Source organism: Bacillus sp. FSL W8-0116, assembly GCF_038003825.1.
GTDB classification, from domain to species: domain Bacteria; phylum Bacillota; class Bacilli; order Bacillales; family DSM-4216; genus Bacillus_O; species Bacillus_O smithii.
In genome coordinates this window covers 1,031,024-1,054,812 of the sequence record NZ_JBBOPY010000001.1, presented here as the reverse complement: position 1 = coordinate 1,054,812, position 23,789 = coordinate 1,031,024, and the positions used below count along the sequence as shown (strand labels likewise).

The 23,789-nt window shown below is 39.5% G+C and carries 19 protein-coding genes, 2 tRNA genes and 3 pseudogenes; 17 read left to right on the top strand and 7 right to left on the bottom strand.

All coding sequences use genetic code 11. The annotated features are described in order from the left end of the window. Positions 1 to 213 precede the first annotated feature (213 nt). The 9 genes and pseudogenes from N1I86_RS04925 (at position 214) to N1I86_RS04885 (ending at position 9,652) form a co-directional block, all read left to right on the top strand. Positions 214 to 296: transfer RNA gene (locus tag N1I86_RS04925), tRNA-Leu, on the top strand. 613 nt (positions 297 to 909) lie between these two features. Next, a complete protein-coding gene (gene ltrA, locus N1I86_RS04920; RefSeq protein ID WP_003354109.1) occupies positions 910 to 2,172 on the top strand; it encodes a group II intron reverse transcriptase/maturase in 1,263 nt (420 codons plus the stop codon). A gap of 153 nt (positions 2,173 to 2,325) precedes the next feature. Further along, the gene (locus N1I86_RS04915) at positions 2,326 to 3,657 is read left to right on the top strand and encodes an IS4 family transposase (RefSeq protein ID WP_341094487.1); all 1,332 of its coding nucleotides are present in this window, start codon (positions 2,326 to 2,328) and stop codon (positions 3,655 to 3,657) included. A gap of 434 nt (positions 3,658 to 4,091) precedes the next feature. Next, positions 4,092 to 4,781 carry a CoA transferase subunit A gene (locus N1I86_RS04910; protein ID WP_341095240.1) on the top strand — a complete coding sequence of 230 codons (690 nt, stop codon included), beginning with the start codon at positions 4,092 to 4,094 and terminating at the stop codon, positions 4,779 to 4,781. A gap of 38 nt (positions 4,782 to 4,819) precedes the next feature. Then, entirely contained in the window at positions 4,820 to 5,494 is a 675-nt protein-coding gene (locus N1I86_RS04905; protein WP_341097250.1) for a CoA transferase subunit B, read from the top strand. 395 nt (positions 5,495 to 5,889) lie between these two features. After that, positions 5,890 to 6,460: pseudogene (locus N1I86_RS04900) on the top strand (nucleotidyltransferase family protein). Positions 6,461 to 6,596: 136 nt separating this feature from the next. Next, complete coding sequence (locus N1I86_RS04895) at positions 6,597 to 7,223, top strand: FMN-binding negative transcriptional regulator (RefSeq protein ID WP_341095239.1); 627 nt, start codon at positions 6,597 to 6,599, stop codon at positions 7,221 to 7,223. Between the two features lie 150 nt (positions 7,224 to 7,373). Further along, positions 7,374 to 8,012 carry a LysE family translocator gene (locus N1I86_RS04890; protein WP_341095238.1) on the top strand — a complete coding sequence of 213 codons (639 nt, stop codon included), beginning with the start codon at positions 7,374 to 7,376 and terminating at the stop codon, positions 8,010 to 8,012. Between the two features lie 317 nt (positions 8,013 to 8,329). After that, a complete protein-coding gene (locus N1I86_RS04885) occupies positions 8,330 to 9,652 on the top strand; it encodes an APC family permease (RefSeq protein ID WP_341095237.1) in 1,323 nt (440 codons plus the stop codon). 266 nt (positions 9,653 to 9,918) lie between these two features. Here N1I86_RS04885 and N1I86_RS04880 read toward each other — a convergent pair whose 3' ends face one another. The 4 genes and pseudogenes from N1I86_RS04880 to N1I86_RS04865 form a co-directional block, all read right to left on the bottom strand. Then, entirely contained in the window at positions 9,919 to 10,116 is a 198-nt protein-coding gene (locus tag N1I86_RS04880; protein WP_341095235.1) for a hypothetical protein, read from the bottom strand. Positions 10,117 to 10,129: 13 nt separating this feature from the next. Continuing rightward, a pseudogene (locus tag N1I86_RS04875) lies at positions 10,130 to 10,333 on the bottom strand (IS1595 family transposase); the annotation flags it as partial. 369 nt (positions 10,334 to 10,702) lie between these two features. After that, positions 10,703 to 11,209, bottom strand: a complete 507-nt coding sequence (locus tag N1I86_RS04870) for a GNAT family N-acetyltransferase (RefSeq protein WP_341095233.1) — start codon at positions 11,207 to 11,209, stop codon at positions 10,703 to 10,705. Positions 11,210 to 11,471: 262 nt separating this feature from the next. Next, positions 11,472 to 11,804, bottom strand: coding sequence for a nuclear transport factor 2 family protein (locus N1I86_RS04865; protein WP_340397129.1), 333 nt, complete (start codon positions 11,802 to 11,804; stop codon positions 11,472 to 11,474). 151 nt (positions 11,805 to 11,955) lie between these two features. Here N1I86_RS04865 and N1I86_RS04860 point away from each other — a divergent pair. The 5 genes from N1I86_RS04860 (at position 11,956) to nfsA (ending at position 15,884) form a co-directional block, all read left to right on the top strand. Next, positions 11,956 to 12,029: transfer RNA gene (locus tag N1I86_RS04860), tRNA-Gly, on the top strand. 114 nt (positions 12,030 to 12,143) lie between these two features. Further along, positions 12,144 to 13,277, top strand: a complete 1,134-nt coding sequence (gene queG, locus N1I86_RS04855) for a tRNA epoxyqueuosine(34) reductase QueG (RefSeq protein WP_341095231.1) — start codon at positions 12,144 to 12,146, stop codon at positions 13,275 to 13,277. A gap of 65 nt (positions 13,278 to 13,342) precedes the next feature. Beyond that, on the top strand, positions 13,343 to 14,206 hold the full coding sequence (locus N1I86_RS04850; RefSeq protein ID WP_341095229.1) for an amidase domain-containing protein: 864 nt from the start codon (positions 13,343 to 13,345) through the stop codon (positions 14,204 to 14,206). Positions 14,207 to 14,262: 56 nt separating this feature from the next. Next, positions 14,263 to 14,736, top strand: a complete 474-nt coding sequence (gene trmL / locus N1I86_RS04845) for a tRNA (uridine(34)/cytosine(34)/5-carboxymethylaminomethyluridine(34)-2'-O)-methyltransferase TrmL (protein WP_327824899.1) — start codon at positions 14,263 to 14,265, stop codon at positions 14,734 to 14,736. A gap of 398 nt (positions 14,737 to 15,134) precedes the next feature. Next, positions 15,135 to 15,884 carry an oxygen-insensitive NADPH nitroreductase gene (nfsA, locus tag N1I86_RS04840; protein WP_341095227.1) on the top strand — a complete coding sequence of 250 codons (750 nt, stop codon included), beginning with the start codon at positions 15,135 to 15,137 and terminating at the stop codon, positions 15,882 to 15,884. Positions 15,885 to 15,981: 97 nt separating this feature from the next. Here nfsA and N1I86_RS04835 read toward each other — a convergent pair whose 3' ends face one another. Both N1I86_RS04835 and N1I86_RS04830 read right to left on the bottom strand, forming a co-directional pair. Next, positions 15,982 to 16,188, bottom strand: coding sequence for a hypothetical protein (locus N1I86_RS04835; protein WP_412677288.1), 207 nt, complete (start codon positions 16,186 to 16,188; stop codon positions 15,982 to 15,984). Positions 16,189 to 16,604: 416 nt separating this feature from the next. Continuing rightward, a complete protein-coding gene (locus tag N1I86_RS04830; RefSeq protein WP_270584767.1) occupies positions 16,605 to 17,888 on the bottom strand; it encodes an IS110 family transposase in 1,284 nt (427 codons plus the stop codon). A gap of 549 nt (positions 17,889 to 18,437) precedes the next feature. Here N1I86_RS04830 and N1I86_RS04825 point away from each other — a divergent pair. From N1I86_RS04825 to N1I86_RS04815, 3 genes and pseudogenes are all read left to right on the top strand, one after another. Further along, complete coding sequence (locus N1I86_RS04825; protein WP_048622773.1) at positions 18,438 to 20,333, top strand: PrkA family serine protein kinase; 1,896 nt, start codon at positions 18,438 to 18,440, stop codon at positions 20,331 to 20,333. Between the two features lie 296 nt (positions 20,334 to 20,629). Beyond that, positions 20,630 to 21,882 (top strand): annotated as a pseudogene (locus N1I86_RS04820) (glycosyltransferase family 4 protein). Then, entirely contained in the window at positions 21,857 to 22,786 is a 930-nt protein-coding gene (locus tag N1I86_RS04815; protein WP_341095225.1) for a hypothetical protein, read from the top strand. The pseudogene N1I86_RS04820 and the gene N1I86_RS04815 overlap by 26 nt, the downstream one beginning before the upstream one ends. Before the next feature lie 206 nt (positions 22,787 to 22,992). Here the strand turns inward: N1I86_RS04815 and N1I86_RS04810 are convergent, their stop codons facing one another. Then, complete coding sequence (locus N1I86_RS04810; protein ID WP_341095223.1) at positions 22,993 to 23,334, bottom strand: hypothetical protein; 342 nt, start codon at positions 23,332 to 23,334, stop codon at positions 22,993 to 22,995. Between the last annotated feature and the right edge of the window lie 455 nt (positions 23,335 to 23,789).

The following is a 23,789-nucleotide window of genomic DNA, read 5'->3' as shown; positions in this document are numbered from 1 at the left end:
ATGGACCGAATCCCCCGACGTAGACTGATAACAAAAAGACATTTTTCATGTTCTTAAGAGTCTGCATAGAGGGGGATTCTTTATAAAAAAAGGGCCATTCTAAAAAATGATATGTCTTTAAAACACTTTTATATTTGTAAAAAAAGATATGGACATTTTATATAAAATGTATTAAGATAGTACTTGTCTGAAAAACAACTATAAAAACATTAGGCCGATGTGGCGGAATTGGCAGACGCGCACGACTCAAAATCGTGTTCCCTTGTGGAGTGTGGGTTCGACTCCCACCATCGGCATCATACTTAACGAAAAGCCTGTAAAGTCAATGCTTTGAGTCGTTCAGAGCATTGACTTTTTTGTGTGCGCCCGGCATGGGTGTAATCTATAGGGTGAAAGTCCCGAGCTGCGAAGGCAGAAGTAGCAGTTAGCTTAACGCAAGGGTGTCCGTGGTGACGCGGAATCTGAAGGAAGCGGGCGGCAAACTTCCGATCTGAGGAACACGAACTTCATATGAGGCTAGGTATCACTGGGTGAGTTTGCACAACAAAACAAAGCCCTTTCTGCCGAAGGTGATACAGAGTAAATGAAGCAGATGGATGGAAGGAAAGATTACACTCTTACCCGGGGAGGTCTGATGGATACGTGAAGTAGCCTTCATAACCTACTTAGTGATAAGTAGCTGAGCCATCAGAAGTCAGCAGAGGTCATAGTACGAATTGGTCTAGAACAATTCGGAAGGACTGAACAATTAAGAGAGAATAGCCCTTTGCATTCAGTGTGTCATGTTGAACACAGAAAACGTAGTACCTCACTTGAGGAAGGAAACGGTGAATCCCGTGGGGGACCTCTTGGAGGGTGGAGTGACCACTGGCATAAGAAGATAAGCTATTCACGGAAGGAAGAATAACAATGCTTTTGAATCAAATCCTGTCACGGGAGAATATGCTTTTAGCTTTACAAAGAGTAGAAAAGAACAAAGGTAGCCATGGAGTAGATATGATGCCCGTACAAAACCTACGTCAGCACATAGTCGAAAACTGGATATCCATTAAAGAAGCAATTCTCAAGGGTACCTATGAACCAATGCCTGTTCGAAGAGTCGAAATCCCGAAACCTGATGGCGGTGTTCGGTTACTAGGTATTCCAACCGTAACAGACCGTTTGATTCAACAAGCAATTGCCCAAGTATTATCGAGGATATATGACCCTATGTTCTCCGAACATAGTTATGGGTTTCGTTCAAATCGAAGTGCTCATGACGCAGTTAGGAAAGCAAAAGGCTATATCAGAGATGGTTATAGATGGGTAGTAGACATGGATTTAGAAAAGTTCTTCGATCGAGTGAATCATGACAGGCTGATGAGTACATTAGCCAAGACTATTAAAGAAAAGCCACTATTGAAGCTAATCCGCAAATATCTACAAGCTGGTGTCATGATTAATGGTGTGGTATCTAGGACAGAAGAAGGGACGCCGCAAGGTGGCCCCCTAAGCCCTTTACTTTCGAATATTGTACTAGATGAACTAGACAAAGAATTAGAGAAAAGAGGGCATAAATTTGTTCGTTATGCCGATGACTGTAATATTTACGTGAAGTCAAAACGGGCTGGTGAAAGAACCATGGCTAGTGTCAAACGATTTATTGAGGGAAAACTTCGTCTAAAAGTCAACGAGAAGAAATCTGCGGTTGACCGACCATGGAAACGAAAGTTTCTAGGATTTAGTTTTACACCTTCAAAAGAGCCAAAAGTTCGGATTGCCAAGCAAAGTCTAAAACGAATGAAGAAAAAGGTGCGAGAAATCACGTCAAGAAAAATACCATACCCAATGGAATATCGGATTAAGAAACTTAACCAATATCTACTTGGATGGTGTGGATATTTTGCATTAGCAGACACAAAGAGTATCTTTGAAGATTTGGATGGCTGGATTCGACGAAGACTCCGGATGTGTTTATGGAAAAACTGGAAGACCTCAAAGACCAGGATACGCAACCTCATAAAACTAGGAGTTCCTGAATGGAAAGCTTATGAATGGGGGAACAGTCGCAAAGGTTATTGGCGAATCTCAAAAAGTCCCATATTACACAGAACCCTTGGAAACTCCTATTGGAGTAACCAAGGGCTTAAAAGTCTACAGAAACGTTATGAATTCTTGCGTCATTTATCTTGATTGAACCGCCGTATACGGAACCGTACGTACGGTGGTGTGAGAGGACGGGGGTTAATCACCATAGCCATCAAGTTAAGAATTTGATCTTTTTTCAGCGCCAAAAACATGGTATCCTTTCTAACGAAAATCATCGTTGGAAAGGATTATTTTTTGATGGAAAAAAAGATGAAGGCATGGATAAAAACGATTCGTCAACTCTTCTCCTATGAAGAACTGACTCGTCTGGCACGGAAAGTCGGATTCATTCAGCGGCAGCGTTCATTAACAGCGGAAGCCTTTCTGACGCTATGTGCTTGGGGAGACGGATCGCTCGCCTGTCAGTCGCTTCAGCGGTTGTGTGCCGATTTGGCGCTCTGGCATGATTGCTCTCTCTCGAATGAAGGACTGAATCAGCGGTTTACGCCTCGTGCCGTGGCGTTTTTAAAAGAGGTCTTTTTTACTCTCCTGATGCATCAACGTCCGGCACTCTCTTCCATCACCGAAACGTATCGCGCTTGTTTCACCCGTCTGCGGATCTTAGACTCTACCAGTTTTTTACTTCCGACCGACTATGGTGAGGACTATCAAGGTTCGGTTTCATCTGGCGCCAAAATCCAATTTGAGTATGAGCTGTTATCGGGAACCTGTCTTCAGCTGTGCGTCCAACAGGCCAATGATTCCGATGCCCGTTTTGCTTATCATACCCAGCACACGATTTTACCGAATGACCTTTGCATTCGGGATCTGGGGTTTTTTTCACTCGCCACGCTGGCGGAGATTGATGCTCGAGGTGCTTATTATATTACCCGGTTGCGTTCCGATATCAAAGTCTATATCAAGCAGGACGGGGAGTGGCACGAATGGGATTGGGAATCGATAGGAAATCGATTGGGCGAGGGGGAAGCCGTGGAAGTGGAACACGTGTATATCGGACACCAACGCCTGTATGTTCCGCGTCTGATTTTTCGCCGTCTCACGGCGGAAGAATGGGAAAAACGGCTGGCGTACGTGCGGAAAAAGGAAAAAAAGAAAGGGAAGGCGCTGTCACGCCAAACCCTTGAACAAAAGAAATATCACATCTTACTGACCAATTTACCACAAGAATCGTTTGATGCGCAACAAGTTTATGAGCTGTATTCGCTGCGCTGGCAAGTGGAGCTGTTATTTAAGGGCTGGAAATCCTTATTTGATCTTGACCGTGTCAAAAAGATGAAGAAGGAACGATTCGAATGCCACTTATATGGGACATTGATTGCCATTTTAGTCACGCAGACTCTTCTGTTCCAAGCCCGAAGGTATTGGCATCAACGGGAGGGAATCGAGATCAGTGAATGGAAAGCGCTTAATATCCTCCAATCGTATTGGCATCGGTTTCTTTTGCATCCCCAAGCGATGGAAACCGCCCTTCCATCTCTCCTGTCTCTGTTAAGGAAACACGCGAGGAAAGACCGAAGGAAAGGAGAGGAAACGGTATCGGATCTTTTAAAGAAATTGGGGATATGGTAGTGTGGGTCATGGATATAATTGCCAAATAACCCTCTTCTTGAGGGTTATTTGGCATGCCCAGCATTTGGTTTTCTCTTCATCCTTTGATTGATTTTTCGAACATGCGTATCATCCTAAAAAATTTTATACCGCTAACTTGACGGGTATGGGGTTAATCACCCCCTCCTACTCGATTCTAGTCGATGAATGACATAAACGGATGAAGAGTGACAACGTCCACGTCATCCAATTGCTGCTAGCTGACCAAAAAAGTTTGTGCTTAAAAAGAGAGGGGTTTGTCGTTCAAATGAGATGTTGTCATTTTTTCATTCAATGAACCGTAAGATAGAAACAACTGCCAGACCATTTTTTAGTATTCGCGTATTGGCGGGAGTCAAGATGACGCCATCGTTTCTATAAGAGAAGAATCGCAGAAGGAGGAGTCCGGAAAGAACATGAAAACGATATTTAATAGTTTTGAAGAGGCGATTCAAGATATTCAAGACGGCATGACTATTATGGTGGGCGGTTTCGGTCTCGTAGGGATTCCTGAAAATTTGATTAAAGCGCTCGCCGAATCGGGTGTAAAAGATTTAACAGTGATTTCTAATAACTGTGGTGTAGATGATTGGGGATTGGGGCTGCTTTTAAGAAATAAACAGATCAAAAAAATCATCGGTTCTTATGTTGGGGAAAATAAAGAATTTGAAAGACAAGTTTTATCGGGAGAAGTGGAAGTGGAACTGATTCCGCAGGGAACATTGGCGGAAAGAATTAGAGCAGGAGGAGCTGGAATTCCTGCATTCTATACTCCTGCTGGTGTAGGCACCCCCATTGCGGAAGGACGTGAAGTCAGAACCTTCCAAAACAAGAAATATTTATTGGAATACGGGATGACGGCCGATTTTAGCTTGGTTAGGGCTGCAAAAGGAGACAAAATGGGAAATCTTATTTACAACAAGACGGCTAGAAACTTCAATCCTATGATGGCAGCAGCCGGAAAAGTAACGATTGCGGAAGTAGAAGAATTATACGAAATCGGTGAACTCGATCCGGATCAAATTCATACGCCGGGAATTTATGTTCAACATCTTGTAGTCGGAAAACAAGAAAAACGAATAGAACGATTAACCGTCAGCCGTTAAGAAGTGATGGATTTACCTAAAGAGGAGGGATGCAAAACATGGTGGTGAAAGAAGATAAAACGAAAATACGTGAAAGAATTGCTCGCAGGGCGGAAAAGGAAATCCAAGACGGATATTACGTGAATTTAGGGATAGGGATGCCGACGTTGGTCGCGAACTATGTTTCCGAACATAAACAGATCGTATTGCAGTCAGAGAACGGTTTACTAGGAATAGGTCCTTATCCCAAGAAAGAAGAAGTAGATCCGGATCTCATTAATGCGGGAAAAGAAACCGTGACGGCTATAAAGGGGGCATCTTATTTTAGCAGTGCAGAATCTTTTGCCATGATTCGAGGCGGGCATCTTGATTTAGCGATTCTCGGGGGCATGGAAGTTTCTGAAACAGGAGATTTGGCTAACTGGATGATACCCGGAAAAATGATTAAAGGGATGGGGGGAGCCATGGATTTGGTCCATGGTGCCAAGCGGATTGTCGTGATTATGGAACATACGAATAAATATGGTGAACCGAAAATTCTAAAAAAATGCTCCTTGCCATTAACAGGACAAGGTGTCGTCAACCGGATTATTACGGACCGAGCCGTAATCGATGTCACAAAAGAAGGATTAAAGCTAGTGGAAGTCGCAAAAGGATATACAGTTGAGGAAATCATTGAATCTACTGAACCAAATTTAATCGTTCCTGACGATATTTTGCTAAACGCTTTTTAATTGATTGAGGGGTAAAAGGATTCAAAATCGTAAAAATCGAAGAAATGCACGACTGGAACCATTTTCATAAGCCTTCCTTTCTACAGGAAAATGGCAGACGAGGACGATTTAAAGTCATCTTCCCTTTTTGGTGTGCAAGTTGACTCTAAACACCGGCAATCCTATTCCATTCTTTTTTCAAGAGACTTCTACCATTGCAGAAGTCTTTTTTTGTGCGCTTGATATGGGTACAGTAACAGTCTATGGAATTGGAAGGAAAATTTATGATCTCGAGAACCGAAAGTTTTATAAACGGCTAGGTAAATTGAATGGGACTGCATAATAAGGTGTACTGCCGGAGACGTATTTTGCTTTTATAATGATAGAAGTATACGTTTGATGGGAGGGGATGAAGGGTGATGATTCAAAATGAGAAAGAGATCATTCAACTGATAAAAGAAGATGAGTGGATGATGGATATATTAAGAGCAGTAAAATCATTGCATTTACCTGATTGGTGGGTCTGTGCCGGATTTGTTCGTTCGAAAATATGGGATGTGTTACACGGCTTTAAAGAAAGAACGCCTATTTCAGATATCGATGTCATCTATTTTGATGATGGCAATACGGACGAATTAGAAGAAAAGAAGTTAGAAATGAGATTAAGAAATATATCCTCCCTGACATTCCTTGGTCAGTGAAAAATGAGGCAAGGATGCACGTTATCAATAGTATTCTTCCATCGATGCGATATCCAAGTTTCCAGAAACAGCAACCTCTTTAGGAGTAAAATTGGATGAAAAAGAGGACAGCCTCTTGGATGCTCCTTGGGGAATAAATGACGTGGTGAAATTGGAAGTAAAGCCGACTCCCTATTTTAAAGAGTTAAAAGAACTAGCAAAGGTTTACGAAGAACGGATAACGAAAAAGAATTGGAAAGCTATTTGGCATAAAGTGAAAGTTTATCATATTGAAAATTCGAACTAAAGTCTTTAAAAGAACTGAATTTTGAGGTGCGAAGCGATGTATAGGCGGCTATAGCGAAAACAGATCTGATAGAATTATTTTTGCATTTATATTTACCTGTGTGTATAATTATTAAAAATTATGGAGGGAAATTGGAATGTACATACCAACAGCTTTTAGGGTCAATGATCAATCAAGATTAGTAGATTTTATTAAAGGTAACAGTTTTGGAATTTTATTTTCTCAGGAAGAAAGCGGGCCGTCAGCAACGCATTTGCCTTTTTTCCTGGATGAAAAAACGGGGGATAAAGGTGTGTTGATTAGCCATATGGCGAAACAGAATCCTCATTGGAAAAAATTAAACGGCAAAGAGGTTCTTGTCGTCTTTCAAGGTCCCCACGCTTATATCTCCGCTTCTTGGTATAAAGATCCTAACACGGTGCCTACTTGGAATTATGTAGCAGTCCATGTATATGGGACCGTTCAAATCATAGAGAAAAAAGAAGAAATGGTGGAACGGATGGAAAAGACGGTTCATTTTTATGAATCATCTATGCCCGACCCTTGGGACACTCCATTTGATGATGAATTTATAGATGGCTTACTGAATGGGATAGTTGTATTTGAAATCTTAATAAACAAGATGGAAGGAAAATGGAAATTGAGCCAGAATCACTCAATAGAAAGGCAAAAAAATGTTATAAATGGCTTAAAAACAAGCGGCCAATATCAGTCAGCAGAATTGGCAAAAATAATGGAACGGAATATGAAACTGCAAAGATAATATATCAACAAATTGAAGCGTTTGTATAAGTTTTACATACTTTGTTACTCTTAGAACTTGTTTTGGCGGCGAACCAAAAGGTTTTGTTTCTCATCGCTTTCATTGACATTCTAGCGGGGAGATAAAGTTAATGGAAAAGAAGGTGTGCGAATGTTTGGAATAACTGGTTACGGTATTTATTTGCTTACGTCCTTATTATTAAACGTAACTCCCGGGACTGACACCATGTACATTATCAGCCGAAGTACATCACAAGGCAGAAAAGCAGGCTATTACTCTGTCCTTGGAATTTCAACGGGTGCTTTCATCCATACTTTATTAGCCGCTTTTGGTCTATCGATTATTTTGGCAAAATCTATTGTGCTATTCACAGCCATAAAATTAATTGGTGCTGCTTACTTGATTTATCTTGGCATAAGAATGTTGCGTCAAAAATCACCGATGAATTTTGAATCTTCAGCATTACAGAACATGGAATTAAAAAAGATATACATGCAGGGAGTTTTAACCAATGTTACAAATCCAAAAGTAGCGCTATTCTTTATTTCTTTTCTTCCGCAATTTATTCGTCCTGATAATCCTTATGGCCCCGTTCCTTTTATTCTTTTAGGAATTTCGTTTATCATGACAGGCACTATTTGGTGTTTTATCATTGCTTATTTTGCTTCATTCGCGACTAAAAAACTAAGAGAAAATGCAAAGATAGCAGACTTATTAAACAAATTAACGGGGATTGTTTTTATAGGGTTAGGCATCAAACTCTTTCAAACAAAAGCGTCACGATCATGATGATTCCCTTATTCAGCTTCTTTTCATTATTTTAATAAGGTTATCCCAACATAGCGGACATTTCATGAATTTTATTGATGACAATAGTTGAGATAGAAAAAGAAAACTTTCTGCTTAAAAAACGAAATTTTATGAAAAGTACTTATCTTTTTTGTTTCAAACCATAAATAATATTCAGTAAAATGGGGCATTTTGTGTAGAAATGATAATTTACCAAATGCCCTTTTCTTTTAGAGATTTTATGTGTATCATGACTGTTGTTTGTGCAAGTCTTAAAAGTCATATATCTTAAACACAATAAAACAGGAGTGAGTACTTTGTCACAACAGGAGCTAAAAAAAGAAATTGGTTTCTTGGCTGCTTTAACTACAGTTATTGGCACTGTAATTGGAGCCGGTGTTTTTTTTAAGCCAACTGCAGTATATGGTGCCACCGGGACAGCAAGTTTAGGGCTGCTTGCATGGCTGATTGGAGGAGTGTTAACTATTTGTGCAGGATTAACGGCAGCTGAATTATCGGCAGCCATTCCGGAAACAGGCGGCATGATGGCCTATTTAAAGCGTACATATGGCAATTTAACGGCATTTTTATTGGGGTGGGCACAAACGATTATTTACTTTCCAGCCAACATTGCTGCACTTGCGATTATTTTCGGAACCCAAACGGTTAGTCTGTTTGGATTAAATGCGAATGAACATAGAATGATGATTGTGGGAATAGCGATTCTAACAGCCACCTTTATCACCCTTATGAACTTTTTAGGTGCTAAAGCTGCTGGGAGCATTCAGACTGTTTTTACTATATGTAAATTACTTCCTTTAGCTCTTATTTCTATTTTTGGATTGCTGCACGAAGGGAATGTAACTTTTCAACTGTTCCCGATTGAAGCAGGACAAGATAAAGCTTTTATATCGGCCCTTGGATCTGGATTGCTGGCAACCATGTTTGCTTATGATGGATGGATTCATGTAGGGAATATCGCTGGAGAAATGAAAAATCCAAAGAAAGATTTGCCTAAAGCAATTATAGTAGGGCTGTCGAGTGTCATGGTCGTTTATTTATTAATTAATATTGCATTCCTCTTAGTTATGCCGGCAACAGCTCTTGCAGGGACTGATACACCTGCGTCTAATGTAGCAAACGTTCTTTTTGGTACGATGGGTGGAAAATTGGTTAGTATCGGTATCTTAATTTCGGTATTTGGCAGCATTAATGGATATACAATGACCGGAATGCGAATCCCTTATGCAATGGCATTAGAAGATCAATTGCCTTTTAGCAAATGGTTTGCTACGTTATCAAATAAAACGCGAATCCCGTATAATTCCGGAATATTCATCTTGCTGGTTGCGATCATGATGATGCTAATAGGTGGATTTAATACGTTAACGGATATGTTAGTGTTTGTGATATGGATATTCTATACGATGACTTTTCTTGCCGTCATCATTTTGCGCAAAAAAGAACCGAATCTTGTGCGGCCTTACAAGGTGCCGTTATATCCTGTCATCCCTATCATAGCGATTATTGGCGGGTTATTTATCGTGATCAACACCTTATTCACACAAACGATCCTAGCGTTATGTGGTCTCGGTTTAACTGCTTTAGGTCTTCCAATTTATATGCGTAATAATCATTAAACAAAATTAAAAAATTAAAAATAATTAAGTATATAACAGACGCAAGAAATGAATATCTTTTGAAAAAACTTCTTAGCCCTCGATGACTTCAGTAGGAATTGTCGAGGGTTTTGTGTTAAAATGGCGTGCAATGAGCCGATGTTTCTCGCGTGCCGGTCCGCTCTGTTTTTTGATCTAAAAATTGAATGGAACCTTTAAAAAAGGGCTTCACTGATGAATGGTTTGTGAGTTAAACAGTGAATATCTTAATAACTTAAAAGTGAAAGTTATTTCTGCCAAATTTTTTTAAATAACTTAGTATATGTTAATGCAAGTACGGATTGCAAAATCAGGAATAAAGATAAACAAAATATTTGTACATTATGGTCTAATACACTTAATATTGCCATAATCAAGCCGACTAAGATAAAATGACCACTTAGGAAAGGCATCACTTTCATTAATATTTCGAATTTTTTGTCCATTCAACCCATTCCCTTTTGTATTTTCCATTTCTTTTAGTCCGAATTTAACCTTGTACTTACCGAAACGCATAACTTGTTTAGAACCACGGTGTACACAAGTATAGCCATCTTTATTTTTGCATACAGTTCGTTTTTGAAAAACAGGTTCACTTGCTGAAAATGACATAAGAGAATGGTTAAAGAACCCTTTTTAACGATGTTGTTCAGACGAATTCAATTTTTAAATTTTGCTATTATAAAACATCCAAATAAATGTTTTATCTTATACCATGTAACGTTAGCTGGTTTATCAAAAATCAACAGAGTTATTCCATAGCCTTTGTTTTAATAAATACATCGGCAGTTCAAGGCTTATCCGTTTTCAATTCTTTGCGCTTATTCGGTGTTTCTGCCAAGGTGGCGTGGATAAGATCAGAGATTTCAATCGTTTCGTTTTATTTATATGATTCTCTAAATGGACCAATATTCCTTTTATATATTAGTGTATCATCTTTTGACCAGTGTCTGAAATGGTTGCTTTACATATTGAGTTTAGCGGTTATTTTGAGAAAATCTATTGCGCTATAAACGGCTAAGCCTTGATGCGTCATGGAGTGACTCTTTTCCCAAGAATGATTAAATCTTTTTCAACGCCGTCTAATTCTGCGACGTTTGGCAGGTGGGCCCATTTTTCAAATTCAAAATGTGAAAAAAGTTGAAGGCTCGGCTTGTTATGTCCAAATATAAACGCAAGCAAGGTTTTTATTTGAAGTCTTGGGCAAGCATCTATTGCTTTTTGGAGCATATATTTTCCAAGTCCTTTTCCTCTGAAATCCGGGTGAAGATAAATGCTGATTTCTGCTGTCGAGTGATAAGCCGGTCTTCCATAAAACGATTGAAAGCTCAACCATCCGACTATTTTTCCTTGATGGTCTATTACCCATAAAGGTCTGGAAGAAGGAGAGTGCTCTTTAAACCACTGTGTTTTGCTTTGAACAGAAACAGGTTCTAAATCAGCCGTTACCATTCTGCTTGGAATGGTAGAGTTGTATATCTCTACAATGGCAGGCAAATCGCTGAATTCGGCATCTCTCACGGCAATATCTGATAACATGAACAACACTCCCACATTACGGACAAATTGATTTATTAGGACAATCTTAGTCACTTGTATTTTATGCTAGAGGATGATATACAGAAAATCAATATGAAACTTGAGCGAGTCAAATGAAATCACGATAAACTCTTTCATACATAGTCCGGGAGTTCAGAAAAATTCTAGTTTGAAAGCAGATATTTTTATTCACAAGGACCTTTCATATTGATATTTCAAAAGAACTCACTCTAATATTTCTGCAACGACTCCACAATCATGATTACGATTTTATTAACGTTCCTTGATGGAAAAACATTTGCCATCTTCCATCACGAAATTTCCAAATCGAGCTGCGTAAAGTATCTTGCATTCTTGTATCATCTTTTACACGAAATGTCGGTAACACGGCATTTTCTGATAAAGGATTTATCTCAAAATCATAAAGAGTCATTTTCCTTATACTAAGTCCGCCCTCATCGACACAATCCTTTTTATGCCAAATATTCCCTGGATTTCCGGATTCAAAAAAATCGTCAGTTGAACGAATTTCCGGTTTTAACAACATTTGTTCTAATTGACATAAATGCTTTTTTAAAGCGGATTTGTTTTCTATTTTTATCCTCCTTTGGATTGATTATTGCATCTCATTATACTTTGTCCGTAATGGGGGTGAAAAAGAAAATCAACGAAAAAGAAAAAAAACGAAAAAAATATTTGCAAAATCTTGTCGGATCATGTACAATAATTATTGTTCGATAGCAATTGCGGGTGTAGTTTAGTGGTAAAACCACAGCCTTCCAAGCTGTTGTCGTGGGTTCGATTCCCATCACCCGCTCCATATACATATTGTGATCAACGCAGTATTTTGTTTGTAAGAAACAAAGTATTGCGTTTTTTTGTTATATGGTTAAAATATAGCCGACTCTCTTTTTCGACTGAAAGGTGATCCGTGATGGATTATAATCAATTAAAACAGGACATTATTGCCTATAGCAAACAGATAGGCATCGATAAAATAGGTTTTGCTTCTGCAGAGCCTTTTACCGAATTGAAAAATCGTCTGATCCGTCAGCAGGAGCTTCAATTCCAATCGGGATTTGAGGAGCCTGATATCGATAAACGCACTAATCCCGCCTTGATATTTGACCAGCCACGATCCATTATCGCGATTGCGTTGGCTTATCCATCAAAAATGAAAGAAACGCCAAAAGGAAAAAAGGGGCTTCGACGTGGAACTTTTTGTAAAGCCTCTTGGGGATTGGACTATCATGTGATTTTAAGAAATCGCCTCGAACAATTGGAGGAATTTATCCGTTCCAAAGTTCCAGAAGCCAGGATGAAATCGATGGTCGATACGGGCGAATTATCCGATCGTGCTGTAGCGGAAAGAGCGGGCATCGGCTGGAGCGGGAAAAATTGTTCGATTATCACCCCGGAATTTGGTTCTTACGTTTATTTGGGAGAGATGATTACCAATTTGCCTTTTGAGCCGGATCAGCCGTTGGAAAGCCGCTGCGGTACATGTACAAAATGTTTGGACGCTTGTCCGACGGGGGCTTTGGTTCAAGGAGGACAGTTAAACGCTAAAAAGTGTATCGCTTTTCTTACACAAACAAAGGATTTTCTTCCGGATGAATATCGAGATAAAATCGGCAACCGCTTATACGGCTGTGATACATGTCAAACCGTCTGCCCTGAAAATAAAGGGATTGATTTTCATTTGCACGAAGAAATGGAACCGGATCCTGAAACAGCAAAACCATTGCTTGAACCGTTGCTTGACATCAGCAATAAAGAATTTAAAGAGAAATTTGGCATGGTTTCCGGCTCGTGGAGAGGAAAAAAGCCAATCCAGCGGAATGCCATCATTGCCATTGCCCATTTTAAAGAAGAAACTGCCATTCCTTCTTTAGTGGAAGTTTTGCAAAAAGATGTTCGTCCTGTGATACGGGGGACCGCAGCTTGGGCGATTGGAAAAATAGGCGGCGATCAAGCAAAGTCAGCGCTTTTGGAAGCGAAACAAACGGAAACGGATCCCGATGTTTTGAAAGAAATCGAGAAAGGGCTGCAATATTTTTCTTCCTAATTAGAGATTTTAGTGGATTCTTCCCTGATATCGCCACATAGGCTTTAACGGGGAGGGATTTTTTTATGGAATCACAGCTTCAAAAACTTTTGCAAAATCGATTGGAACAAGTTGTTGAAAATGAACAGAGGAATGTTTCCGATGAAAAATGGGAAAGAAAGCGAAAGCTTTTGGAACGACGAAACGCGAAAATCTTAAAGGCGAAAGGAAAAGGAAACATTATCCATAAAACAGATCGTGAAGTGTTTTACACTCTTCATTTACAATATTTGATTAAACAAAATCGTTTTTTTTATATGGAAGAAGAAATAGAACATCGAAAAGCTATTTTTTGGGAACAAACGGTGATCAAGGACGAAGAAATCATTCCCTCCTGGGAAACCGAAAGATATTCGATTGAGTCGATGGAAGAATGGGAAGACACAGCAGAGCGGGCGGGATTTGAATATAATCGGCTAAAAGCGGTTCAATATGCGGAAAGATGGTGGAATAGCTATAATCCCGCTTACAAAAAGTTTCATGTCAATTGTACTAATTTTATTTCGCAATGTTTAAAAGCCGGCGGCGCACCGATGAGAGGATATCCGAATCGGGGCCAAGGCTGGTGGATGCAAAACGGTTCGTGGAGTTACAGTTGGTCGGTCGCCCATTCGTTTCGAATGTATTTAGGCCGATCCAAGACGGGGCTAAAAGCGAATGAAGTCCGCAATGCCGCTGAATTGCAGCTGGGAGACGTGATTTGCTACGATTTTCAAGGAGATGGACGGTTTGATCATACGACCATTGTCACCGCTAAAGACGACTATGGAATGCCTTTAGTCAATGCTCATACTTCCAATAGCCGCATGAGATATTGGAGCTATGAAGATTCAACGGCTTACACTCCCAACATTCAATATAAGTTTTTTGCCATAAACGATCAAAGTTGACGGGGAATCGTATATGCTATAATAATGGCAGACTTTATTTTAGAGGTGAAAGCATTGTGGCAAATCATGTAGTATTGTATCAACCAGAGATTCCTGCGAATACAGGAAATATTTCTAGAACTTGCGCGGCTACGGATACAACACTCCATTTAATCCGCCCGCTTGGTTTTTCAACGGAAGACAAAATGTTAAAAAGGGCCGGACTTGATTATTGGAAATATGTCAATATCATTTATTATGATTCACTCGATGAATTTTTTGAGAAAAATCCGGATGGAGAATATTATTATATAACGAAATTCGGCGAGCGATATTATAATTCGTTTGATTTTAGCGATACGAGCAAAAATCATTATTTTATCTTTGGAAAAGAAACGACCGGTTTACCGAAAGAATTGCTGGCAGCCAACAAAGAGCGTTGCTTGAGGATTCCTATGAACGATAAAGTAAGAGCTCTCAATTTATCGAATACGGCGGCTATTTTAGTATATGAAGCGTTAAGACAACAGCAATTTCCTCATTTAACATAAGAAACCGGGCATGTCCCTGTTTCTTTTTTCTGTTTTAAATCATTTGAAATTTTTCCGATAAGGGTTATAGTAATACATAAAGCTGGATAAGGTATGCTCCATTTGATTTCGGGAGGTGAATGGGGATTTGGCTTTTTTTGGTTCGTTATCACAACCAAATGAGAATGGCAAAGATTTCATTCATTCTCCCTTTGTCTCGTGACATTTTGATCGTCCGGTAATCACGAGATTCAACAACAGATTGAAAGAATATGTCCTCTTTGATCGGAAGGATTTTCTTGATTGCGCCGTTTTTTTAAAAACGAGGTTCTGAAAGTGATGTAGCTTTTCATGACTGCAGGAGAGAATCATTTAGGAAAAAGTTTCTATTTTATCTTTAGAGAGGGGATGTAGCAGCGTTGAATACCACTATTGAAACGATCTTGGCTCATCGGTCTGTAAGAAAGTTTAAGAAGCAGCCGCTCACTACGGAACAGATCGAAACGATTGTCCGTTGCGCTCAGTCAGCTTCTACTTCCAGTTTTATTCAGGCGTATACGATTATTGGTGTTACAGACACGGATAAAAAACAAAAGTTGGCCGAACTGTCTGGAAATCAGCCTTATGTAGCGGAAAATGGCCATTTTTTTGTATTTTGCGCCGATCTTTATCGCCATGAGGTTATTGGTGAAATCGAAGGCAGAGACGTCATTCCTTCGCTTGAAAGCACAGAGAAATTTATGGTCAGTTTAATAGACACGGCATTAGCGGCGCAAAACGCTGTGATTGCCGCAGAATCAATGGGCTTAGGCATTTGTTATATCGGCGGACTCCGCAACCGTCTCGAAGAAGTGAAAGCGCTTTTGCAAATTCCTGAAAGGGTGATACCGTTATTTGGATTGGCCGTTGGCTATCCGGATCAGGAAACGGATAAAAAGCCGCGTCTTCCGCTTCATCACGTTTATCAAGAAAATCTTTATAACAGCGATAAAGAAAAGATCCAAAAAGATTTAGAAGAATATAACAAAGTAGTCGCCAACTATTATAAAGAAAGAACGGGAGGGGTTCGAGAAGATACTTGGACGGGCCAAATGTCCAATATGCTTTCCAGAAGAGTCAGAATGTATATGAAAGAATTTGTGGAAAAACAAAAAATGGATTTGCGCTAGGAAAGTTCCCCATTCTGTTGGATGATTATCTTGCCTTTCGGCGCAACTTATATCAGGGTGCCGTATTGATTGTGAAACGGCACCCTTAGTTCAATGATCACCAAAAAATACCGATTAATACGATAGCTCCTAGAACAAAACCGCCGATTTGACCGATGATAGCAGGATTAAGAACGGGTTTGTCTTGATTTTCCCTCAATACAGCAACCTCTTTTTGAAGTTGCTCCACTTGTTCTGAGAGCTTTTGAACAGTATGGTTCAAATCATCGATGATTTGCTCAAGGTTTTTTTGTTCTTCAGTCATCATATTCCCTCCCTCAATAAAGTTTATTTTTCTCCCGAATACTCGCTTTTTCTCAAAATTTCATAGACACTTAATAGAATACACACCTCATTTAATGGATATATGTTGAATTTTTTTAAATAATTTACATGGTAGGGGGCATCCTATCAACCAAATTGTATTTATTTGGTAAAAATAAGGTATAACCGTGCTTCATCATCTCCACATCACTCACGGTCGCTAACCCTCCCACATCTCTCCGGATTGAATTCCATACATTCCTTCGTCCTGCGTATCCATGAGGTGGAGGTTGGATATGCTCCTTTGCTGGGTCACATGCCCGTATGGAATAAATAAGCTCCAACTCTGCACTATTGGTGTTTGTCATTTGAGATAATTACGGTATTCTGAAATGATTTCATGAACTTAATAAAGCCTTAAGCTGCCTGTAATGAATCGATTTGAGGCAAACCTCTCAATAACTTTGAACCATCAAATTCACACTGTTTTTGACCAATGACAAATAAGACACGTAGTAATTTACAACACAAGGCAATCAGTGACTGCTGTTTCTTCAAAGGTCGATCAGGACGCTTTGTGTAGTATTGATGCAGGGCTTTAAACGTTGGATTATGGGCAACGAGTGGACGAATGGCCAAGTATAAAGCTCTTCGCAATCGACTTCGTCCTCGTTTTGTGATCTTGGTTTGCCCCTTAAACTTCCCGGAACTATGTTCACGTAATGACAGCCCTGCCAGATTTACTAATTGCTGGGGATGACTATACTTTGTTATATCCCCGACCTCAGCGAAGAATAGCGCGACTGTTGTAGGACCTAAGCCTTGAATATTGATCATTTCCTTCGCTCCAGGTATCGTTACTACAAGTGCTTCCAGATCCTTATCTAACTGTCCTAATTGCTCTTTGTATAGCTCATATTGATCGAGTAAATAATCCAATTCACGTTTAGCAAACTTGATACCAATTTGGATACCAATGCTCTTTTTCGCTGCTTCTATTAACTTTGTAGCTCGTTTGATTCCTACACCACGGTTTACTTCTTGTTTCCATTTCGCAAGAACTTCTTCTGATGTCATTTCTTTAATCTGAGAGGGGAATGGAAAGTTTCTTAATGTACAAAGAGCTGCCTTTCCTTCCCAGTCTTTAAATACATCGAAAAACTCCGGAAAGTAACGCTGGATGTGATTTTGAATACGACCTTCTGTGATCATAAGCTGCTGGATGAGCTGATCTCTTAATTTGACGCCTTCTCTTAGCTCTGCATAGATGCCATCTAAGAGATTTGGTACGGAGTATCGCCCATCTTTAATCAGCTGTGCAATCACACGTGCATCTTTCGTATCGTTTTTAGTTGGAGAGTTATCATCCAGCTCTTTAGTTTTTTTGACATGCATAGGATTGACCAAGACAAAGTCATAACCTTTAGCAGTCAAGAAATAGGCTAGACTCAGCCAGAAATGACCGGTCGGCTCAACACCAAAAATGACATGTGTTTTTTGGTGTTCCTTTTGATGCCTCGAAACCCAATCAAGCAGTTTTTGATAGCCATGTATGCGATTTTCAAAGATCAGTCTTTTTCCAAATTCGATTCCTCGATCATCCTGAGCTCGAGCGACGTGTTTGTCTTTGGCGATATCAATGCCTACAATTAATGTTGATGGTGTAATTTGCGAGATTTTACGATTTTGCGTATAATTCATCTTGAGTCCTCCTTGGTAATTATTAATTCGGGGTCAATGCATTGACACCCTGTACTATACCAAGAGGGCTCTTTTTGTTTCAAACCTCAAATTTCTTCATTACAGGAATAGCTCCTTTATTAAAAAAATATTCGGAATAATTATTGGTGAAAAAAGCTGAGCGTACAAACCGCCCAGCCACTTGTTCTGCCACGTTTCTAGTTGTATGTAAGAGATCAAAACTCCATGATTACTTTTTGTTTACCCCTGGCTTGTCATTGTAGCCGGCAGTAAAAATAGCGGTAAGAAACGAGAGGATAACCACCATAATAAGCAGAAATTTCATAAAATTATAACTCCTCCTTTATTAACGTTCTGACGATTTATCGATATTATATCGTAAAGAATTGGAAAAGTGAATGCGCTTAAAAAATAAGAGAGAGAAATTCGGCAGAGAGACGGGAAACATCATTTGAAACGACAGCGATTTTGTGTTTTGGGCATGTTTAAATATCCGATGGCATAGATTATATTAATCGTTCTCTCAATAAGGACAGGGGGATGTTTATATTGGATATTTTAAAAAAGGTTGAGCAGTATCGGGAGAAAGAAGAAAAGCTAAGATGGGAAGGCACATTTGCTGAGTATTTAGAGATTGTGAAGGAAAAGCCGTGGGTCGCTCAGTCAGCCCATTCAAGAGTGTATAACATGATAAAAGATGCGGGGTTTGAAGAGGTTGGGGGAAGAAAGAGATATAAATTTTTCAGCAATGAATTATTTGGACTGGAGGAAGCGCTGGAAAGATTAGTGGAAGAATATTTTCATCCGGCGGCGAAAAGGCTTGATGTCCGGAAACGGATATTGTTGTTGATGGGGCCGGTCAGCGGGGGGAAATCGACGCTTGTCACAATGTTGAAAAGGGGTTTGGAAGCCTATTCCCGTACTGAAAGGGGCGCGATTTACGCGATTAAAGGATGCCCCATGCATGAAGATCCTCTACACCTTATTCCTCAACATCTTAGAGAAGATTTTTATAAGGAATACGGAATTCGGATTGAGGGGAACCTATCTCCTCTGAATATGATGAGATTGGAAGAAGAATACGGTGGAAGAATAGAAGATGTATTGGTAGAAAGAATCTTTTTTTCAGAAGACAAACGCGTCGGAATCGGCACATTCAGCCCGTCAGATCCGAAATCTCAAGATATCGCCGATTTGACAGGAAGTATTGATTTCTCGACGATAGCCGAATATGGCTCAGAGTCTGATCCCCGAGCTTATCGGTTTGACGGCGAACTGAATAAAGCAAACCGTGGTCTGATGGAATTTCAAGAAATGTTGAAATGCGATGAAAAGTTTTTATGGCATTTGCTTTCTTTGACGCAAGAAGGCAACTTTAAAGCAGGACGTTTCGCTTTGATTTCGGCAGATGAATTAATAGTGGCACATACGAATGAAACCGAATACCGTTCTTTTATTTCCAATAAGAAAAATGAGGCGCTGCATTCACGGATTATCGTCATGCCGATTCCATACAATCTAAAAGTGTCCGAAGAAGAAAAGATCTATGAAAAAATGATCCGCGAAAGCGATGTCGCCGATGTCCATATAGCCCCGCATACGTTAAAAGTCGCAGCGATGTTTACGATTTTAACTCGATTGAAAGAACCGAAAAGGGGAGATATTGATTTAATCAAAAAAATGCGTCTATATGATGGAGAGAATGTAGAAGGCTTTAATGCGGCAGATGTAGACGAATTAAAGAAAGAATATCAAGATGAAGGAATGAGCGGAATTGACCCGCGTTATGTCATTAACCGGATTTCATCCACCATCATTCGGAAAGAAGTGCCATCTATTAATGCGCTTGACGTGCTGCGGTCTTTAAAGGAAGGATTAGATCAGCATCCTTCCATCACGAACGAACTACGGGAAAAATATTTGAATTTTATCTCTTTAGCCCGTAAAGAATATGATGAAATCGCCAAGAAAGAAGTGCAAAAAGCTTTTGTTTACTCATATGAAGAATCCGCTAAAACCTTGATGGATAATTATTTGGATAATGTAGAAGCGTATTGCAATAAAACGAAACTCCGTGATCCGCTTACAGGAGAAGAAATTAATCCGGATGAAAAATTAATGCGCTCTATTGAAGAACAGATCGGCATTTCTGAAAATGCGAAAAAAGCATTTCGAGAAGAAATTCTGATCCGCATTTCGGCTTATGCAAGAAAAGGTAAACGGTTTGATTACAATTCGCATGATCGCTTGCGTGAAGCCATTCAAAAGAAATTATTTTCTGATTTAAAGGATGTTGTGAAAATTACAACTTCCACCAAGACGCCGGATGAGCAGCAGCTCAAGAAAATTAACGAAGTGGTTGCAAGGCTGATTGACGACTACGGTTATAATTCAACTTCAGCCAATGAACTTCTGCGCTATGTAGGCAGCTTGCTAAACCGTTAAACATTTGCGGTTAAATTGGTTATGAGCCTCAATATTTTTTGAAAAAGAATAAAAGATCTGGCCGGACCTTTCAAAGATTTGGAAGGTCCGGCTTTTTTAATGAATAAAGTAAAGTACTGTCTTTCTTTAGGAAAAAGAGTTTTCAAATGTACAAAAGCCCGGCTTTTTTAAATTACTGCAACTCCCTCCAAAGAGGTTGTCAGAAAATATTGTGCAAATAGAAAGATAACTGTCTATACCATAGATTTATTTTCTCAATATGATACGTATAGACCAAAACAGAAGGAGATGTATTTATGAAAATATTGCTTGCTACGTACTGGGCCGTTCCGCACGTAGGGGGAGTATGGGGCTATATGAAGCAGCTTAAAGAAAAGCTTGTGTCTTTAGGACATGAAGTGGATTTGCTAGGTTACAGTGAGAATAATGAGTATGTTTACATTGTGAATGAAGATCGAAGGTTAGAAAAGGATAAGGTGCTTCCTTTGCTTAACGCAAAACTAAACGAACAAGTTTATCCGGCTATTCATATCAATCCATTGATAAAATATACGGAATTTCAACGTTACTTTTTTGAATTAGCTGCTGCCTATTTAGGTTTGGACAAATATGATGTGATCCATACACAAGATGTCATTTCCACTGCAAGTATTCAGAGGGTAGACCTAAAGGACCTGCATTAGTCGCTACCCTGCATGGTTGTGTGGCTCATGAGATTAGACACCAATTAACCACCATTCATAAATCACCGACTTCTCACATGGCTCGGGCATATTTTGATGAGCTCGAACGTACTGGAGCGTCATCTGCTGAATTTACGATTGTAGCCAATAATTGGTTAAAGAATATTTTAACGAATGAGTTTCTTGTTCCTGATGAACAAATCAAAGTATACCACTATGGATACGATGTAGAGAATTTTATAAAACGAATGAAGGAGAAATCTCCTGTAAAACGTCCGGATGACAAAAAAGTGATCATTTTTACAGGGCGGCTTGTGGAACTGAAAGGGGTTCACCATCTCATATCCGCTCTTGGCCAATTGAAAGAAAGTCGAAATGATTGGGTTTGTTGGATTGTGGGAGACGGAGACAAGAAAGCAGAGTTACGAGTCCAAACTAAAGCCTTAGGTTTAGAAGAAGACGTATTGTTTTTTGGAAGTCGAGATGATATTCCTGCTTTATTGGCTAATTCAGATATTTATGTTCTTCCAAGCCTCTTGGAAAACCAACCTTTATCAGTAGTCGAAGCTCAAATTGCCGGAATGCCTGTGATTGTTAGTGATGCAGGGGGATTGCCGGAAATAGTGGAGCATCAAGTGACAGGATTGATATCACCTGCGGGAGACAGTGAAGCTTTATACCAAAATTTAAATTTATTACTAGACGACGAAAAGTTAAGGAAAACTTTAGGGAATAATGCCAGCAAATGGGGAAGGAACCATTGGGCTTTAGATAAAGGGGTTAGCAACGTACTAGATGTTTACCATAGCGCTATATCTAAATTGAGAAAGGACGAAGAGAATGTCTCGGCTAATAGACTTCATTAAACGTTCTTTGCTCACCTTGCTTCCTAAGGAACTTCAGTCGTTTCTTCCAAAGAAATTTCAGGCATGGCTTCAAAGGACTGAGGACAGTACGGAAGAGAAATCAATGGTAGGTTCTTTGCCGCAAGGGTCTGCATCGCCTAGCCTCGTCGCAAAGGATGCCATCCCAAAAATGAGCGGAGAATCTTATAACTCTTTATTTCCAACTCCGAAAATATTTGTGGATCATCGGATTTGGGAAATCATTAAAAATTCTTTGCCGGAAGACTATGTGCTTCCTAACCCAGTGATAAAAGCAATTTTTGAGCCGATGAGCGGAGATTCCTATAACTCATTGTTTTCGACTTCGTTGTCCACTCCGGATGTGTTTGTGGACGATCGTGTTTGGAAGCACATTAAACATTCATTGCCGGAAAACTATGTGCTTCCCAACCCGGTGACAAAAGAAATTTTTGGACCAATGAGCGGAGATTTTTACAATTCATTGTTTTCGACTCCGTTGTCCACTCCAGATGTGTTTGTGGACGATCGAGTTTGGAAGCACATTAAAAATTCATTGCCGGAAAACTATGTGCTTCCCAACCCGGTGACAAAAGAAATGTTTGAACCGATGAGAGCAGATTCTTATAACTCATTGTTTTCGACTTTGCTTTCCACTCCGAACATGTTTGTGGATGATCGTGTTTGGAAGCACATTAAAAATTCATTGCCGGAAAACTATGTACTGCCTAATCCAGTGATAAAAGAAATGTTTAAACCGATGAGCGGGGATTTTTATAATTCATTATTTTCGACTCCGTTGTCCACTCCTGAAGTCTTTGTGGATCACGAAGTTTGGGAATCAATAAAAGCTTCTCTACCCCCAGACTATGAACTCCCTAACTCTGTGATGAGGGACGTCCATTAATTCCATTCGTACTAGTTCTTCATTGGGCTGCTCAAAAAACTTAGGTGAGAAAAGTTTCAAAAAGGATCTTTTCAAGTACGGATTTAAAATCACCAAAAAAGCCCCGCCTCACTTTTATCGTGAGAGCGGGACTTTTTGTATGAAGGATCATCAGTCCCCCAAATGTTAGGAAACTTTTATTGGAGCCAGAAATAAAAATAAGTCTGTTATTGCGCAAGTGTTGGATTGCTTCCGGAGATTTCGTAGTCTGTTTGGTTTTTCGTGATCGTAATCATGCTGTTTATATTCAGAAGATCGTCAAGTTCACTTTCTTTTTCAATGACGAATTGAGTTTTGCTATAAAGGTCTCCTTCGAAAATGGTAAATAATAAAATCCCGTTTAGCAAAGAGTTTATATCATTTCCATAGGTAATGACCTCTGTTTCACCGGGATCAAGTATAAAGGAAACGGTCCCATCTTGGTTTAATGGTTCATCTCCTTCACGAATAAAGAGAGTAATCTGCAAAGTAGCCGGGCTATCATTCACAAATGTCTTTGTACCTGCCATAAATTTATTACCCTTTTTTCCATCATCTTATTCTCACAACAAGGATTTGCAAGGGTAGATATAATAGTTGGATTGATCATTTCAATTCAAGTTGATAGAGGTAGTAGATAATGGCAGGCCAAGCCGTTTAACTAACACAAAAAAGAGAATACTATGGAGAAAAATTCTACTACTGTTTGACTTTGAGAATCTATTGATTTTAAGAGATAGGATCGATACCTTAAGGTAAATCCAATCGGGAAACGGCTATAGAGTTTGCCGATCAGTCCTTATAGAGGGTGTGATCCATTGCAGATAATAGAGATGAAATAAGACTTATGCTAGATTATAAATTTCTCCATTTAGACAATTCTGTAATGTCTTTAGCAGCAAAACGGTTTTCTAAAAAGTCTTTCCTCCATCGCTATCCTTCTTTTTTTTCGATTCCATCCGATTTGTTTGATGGGACTTGTTTT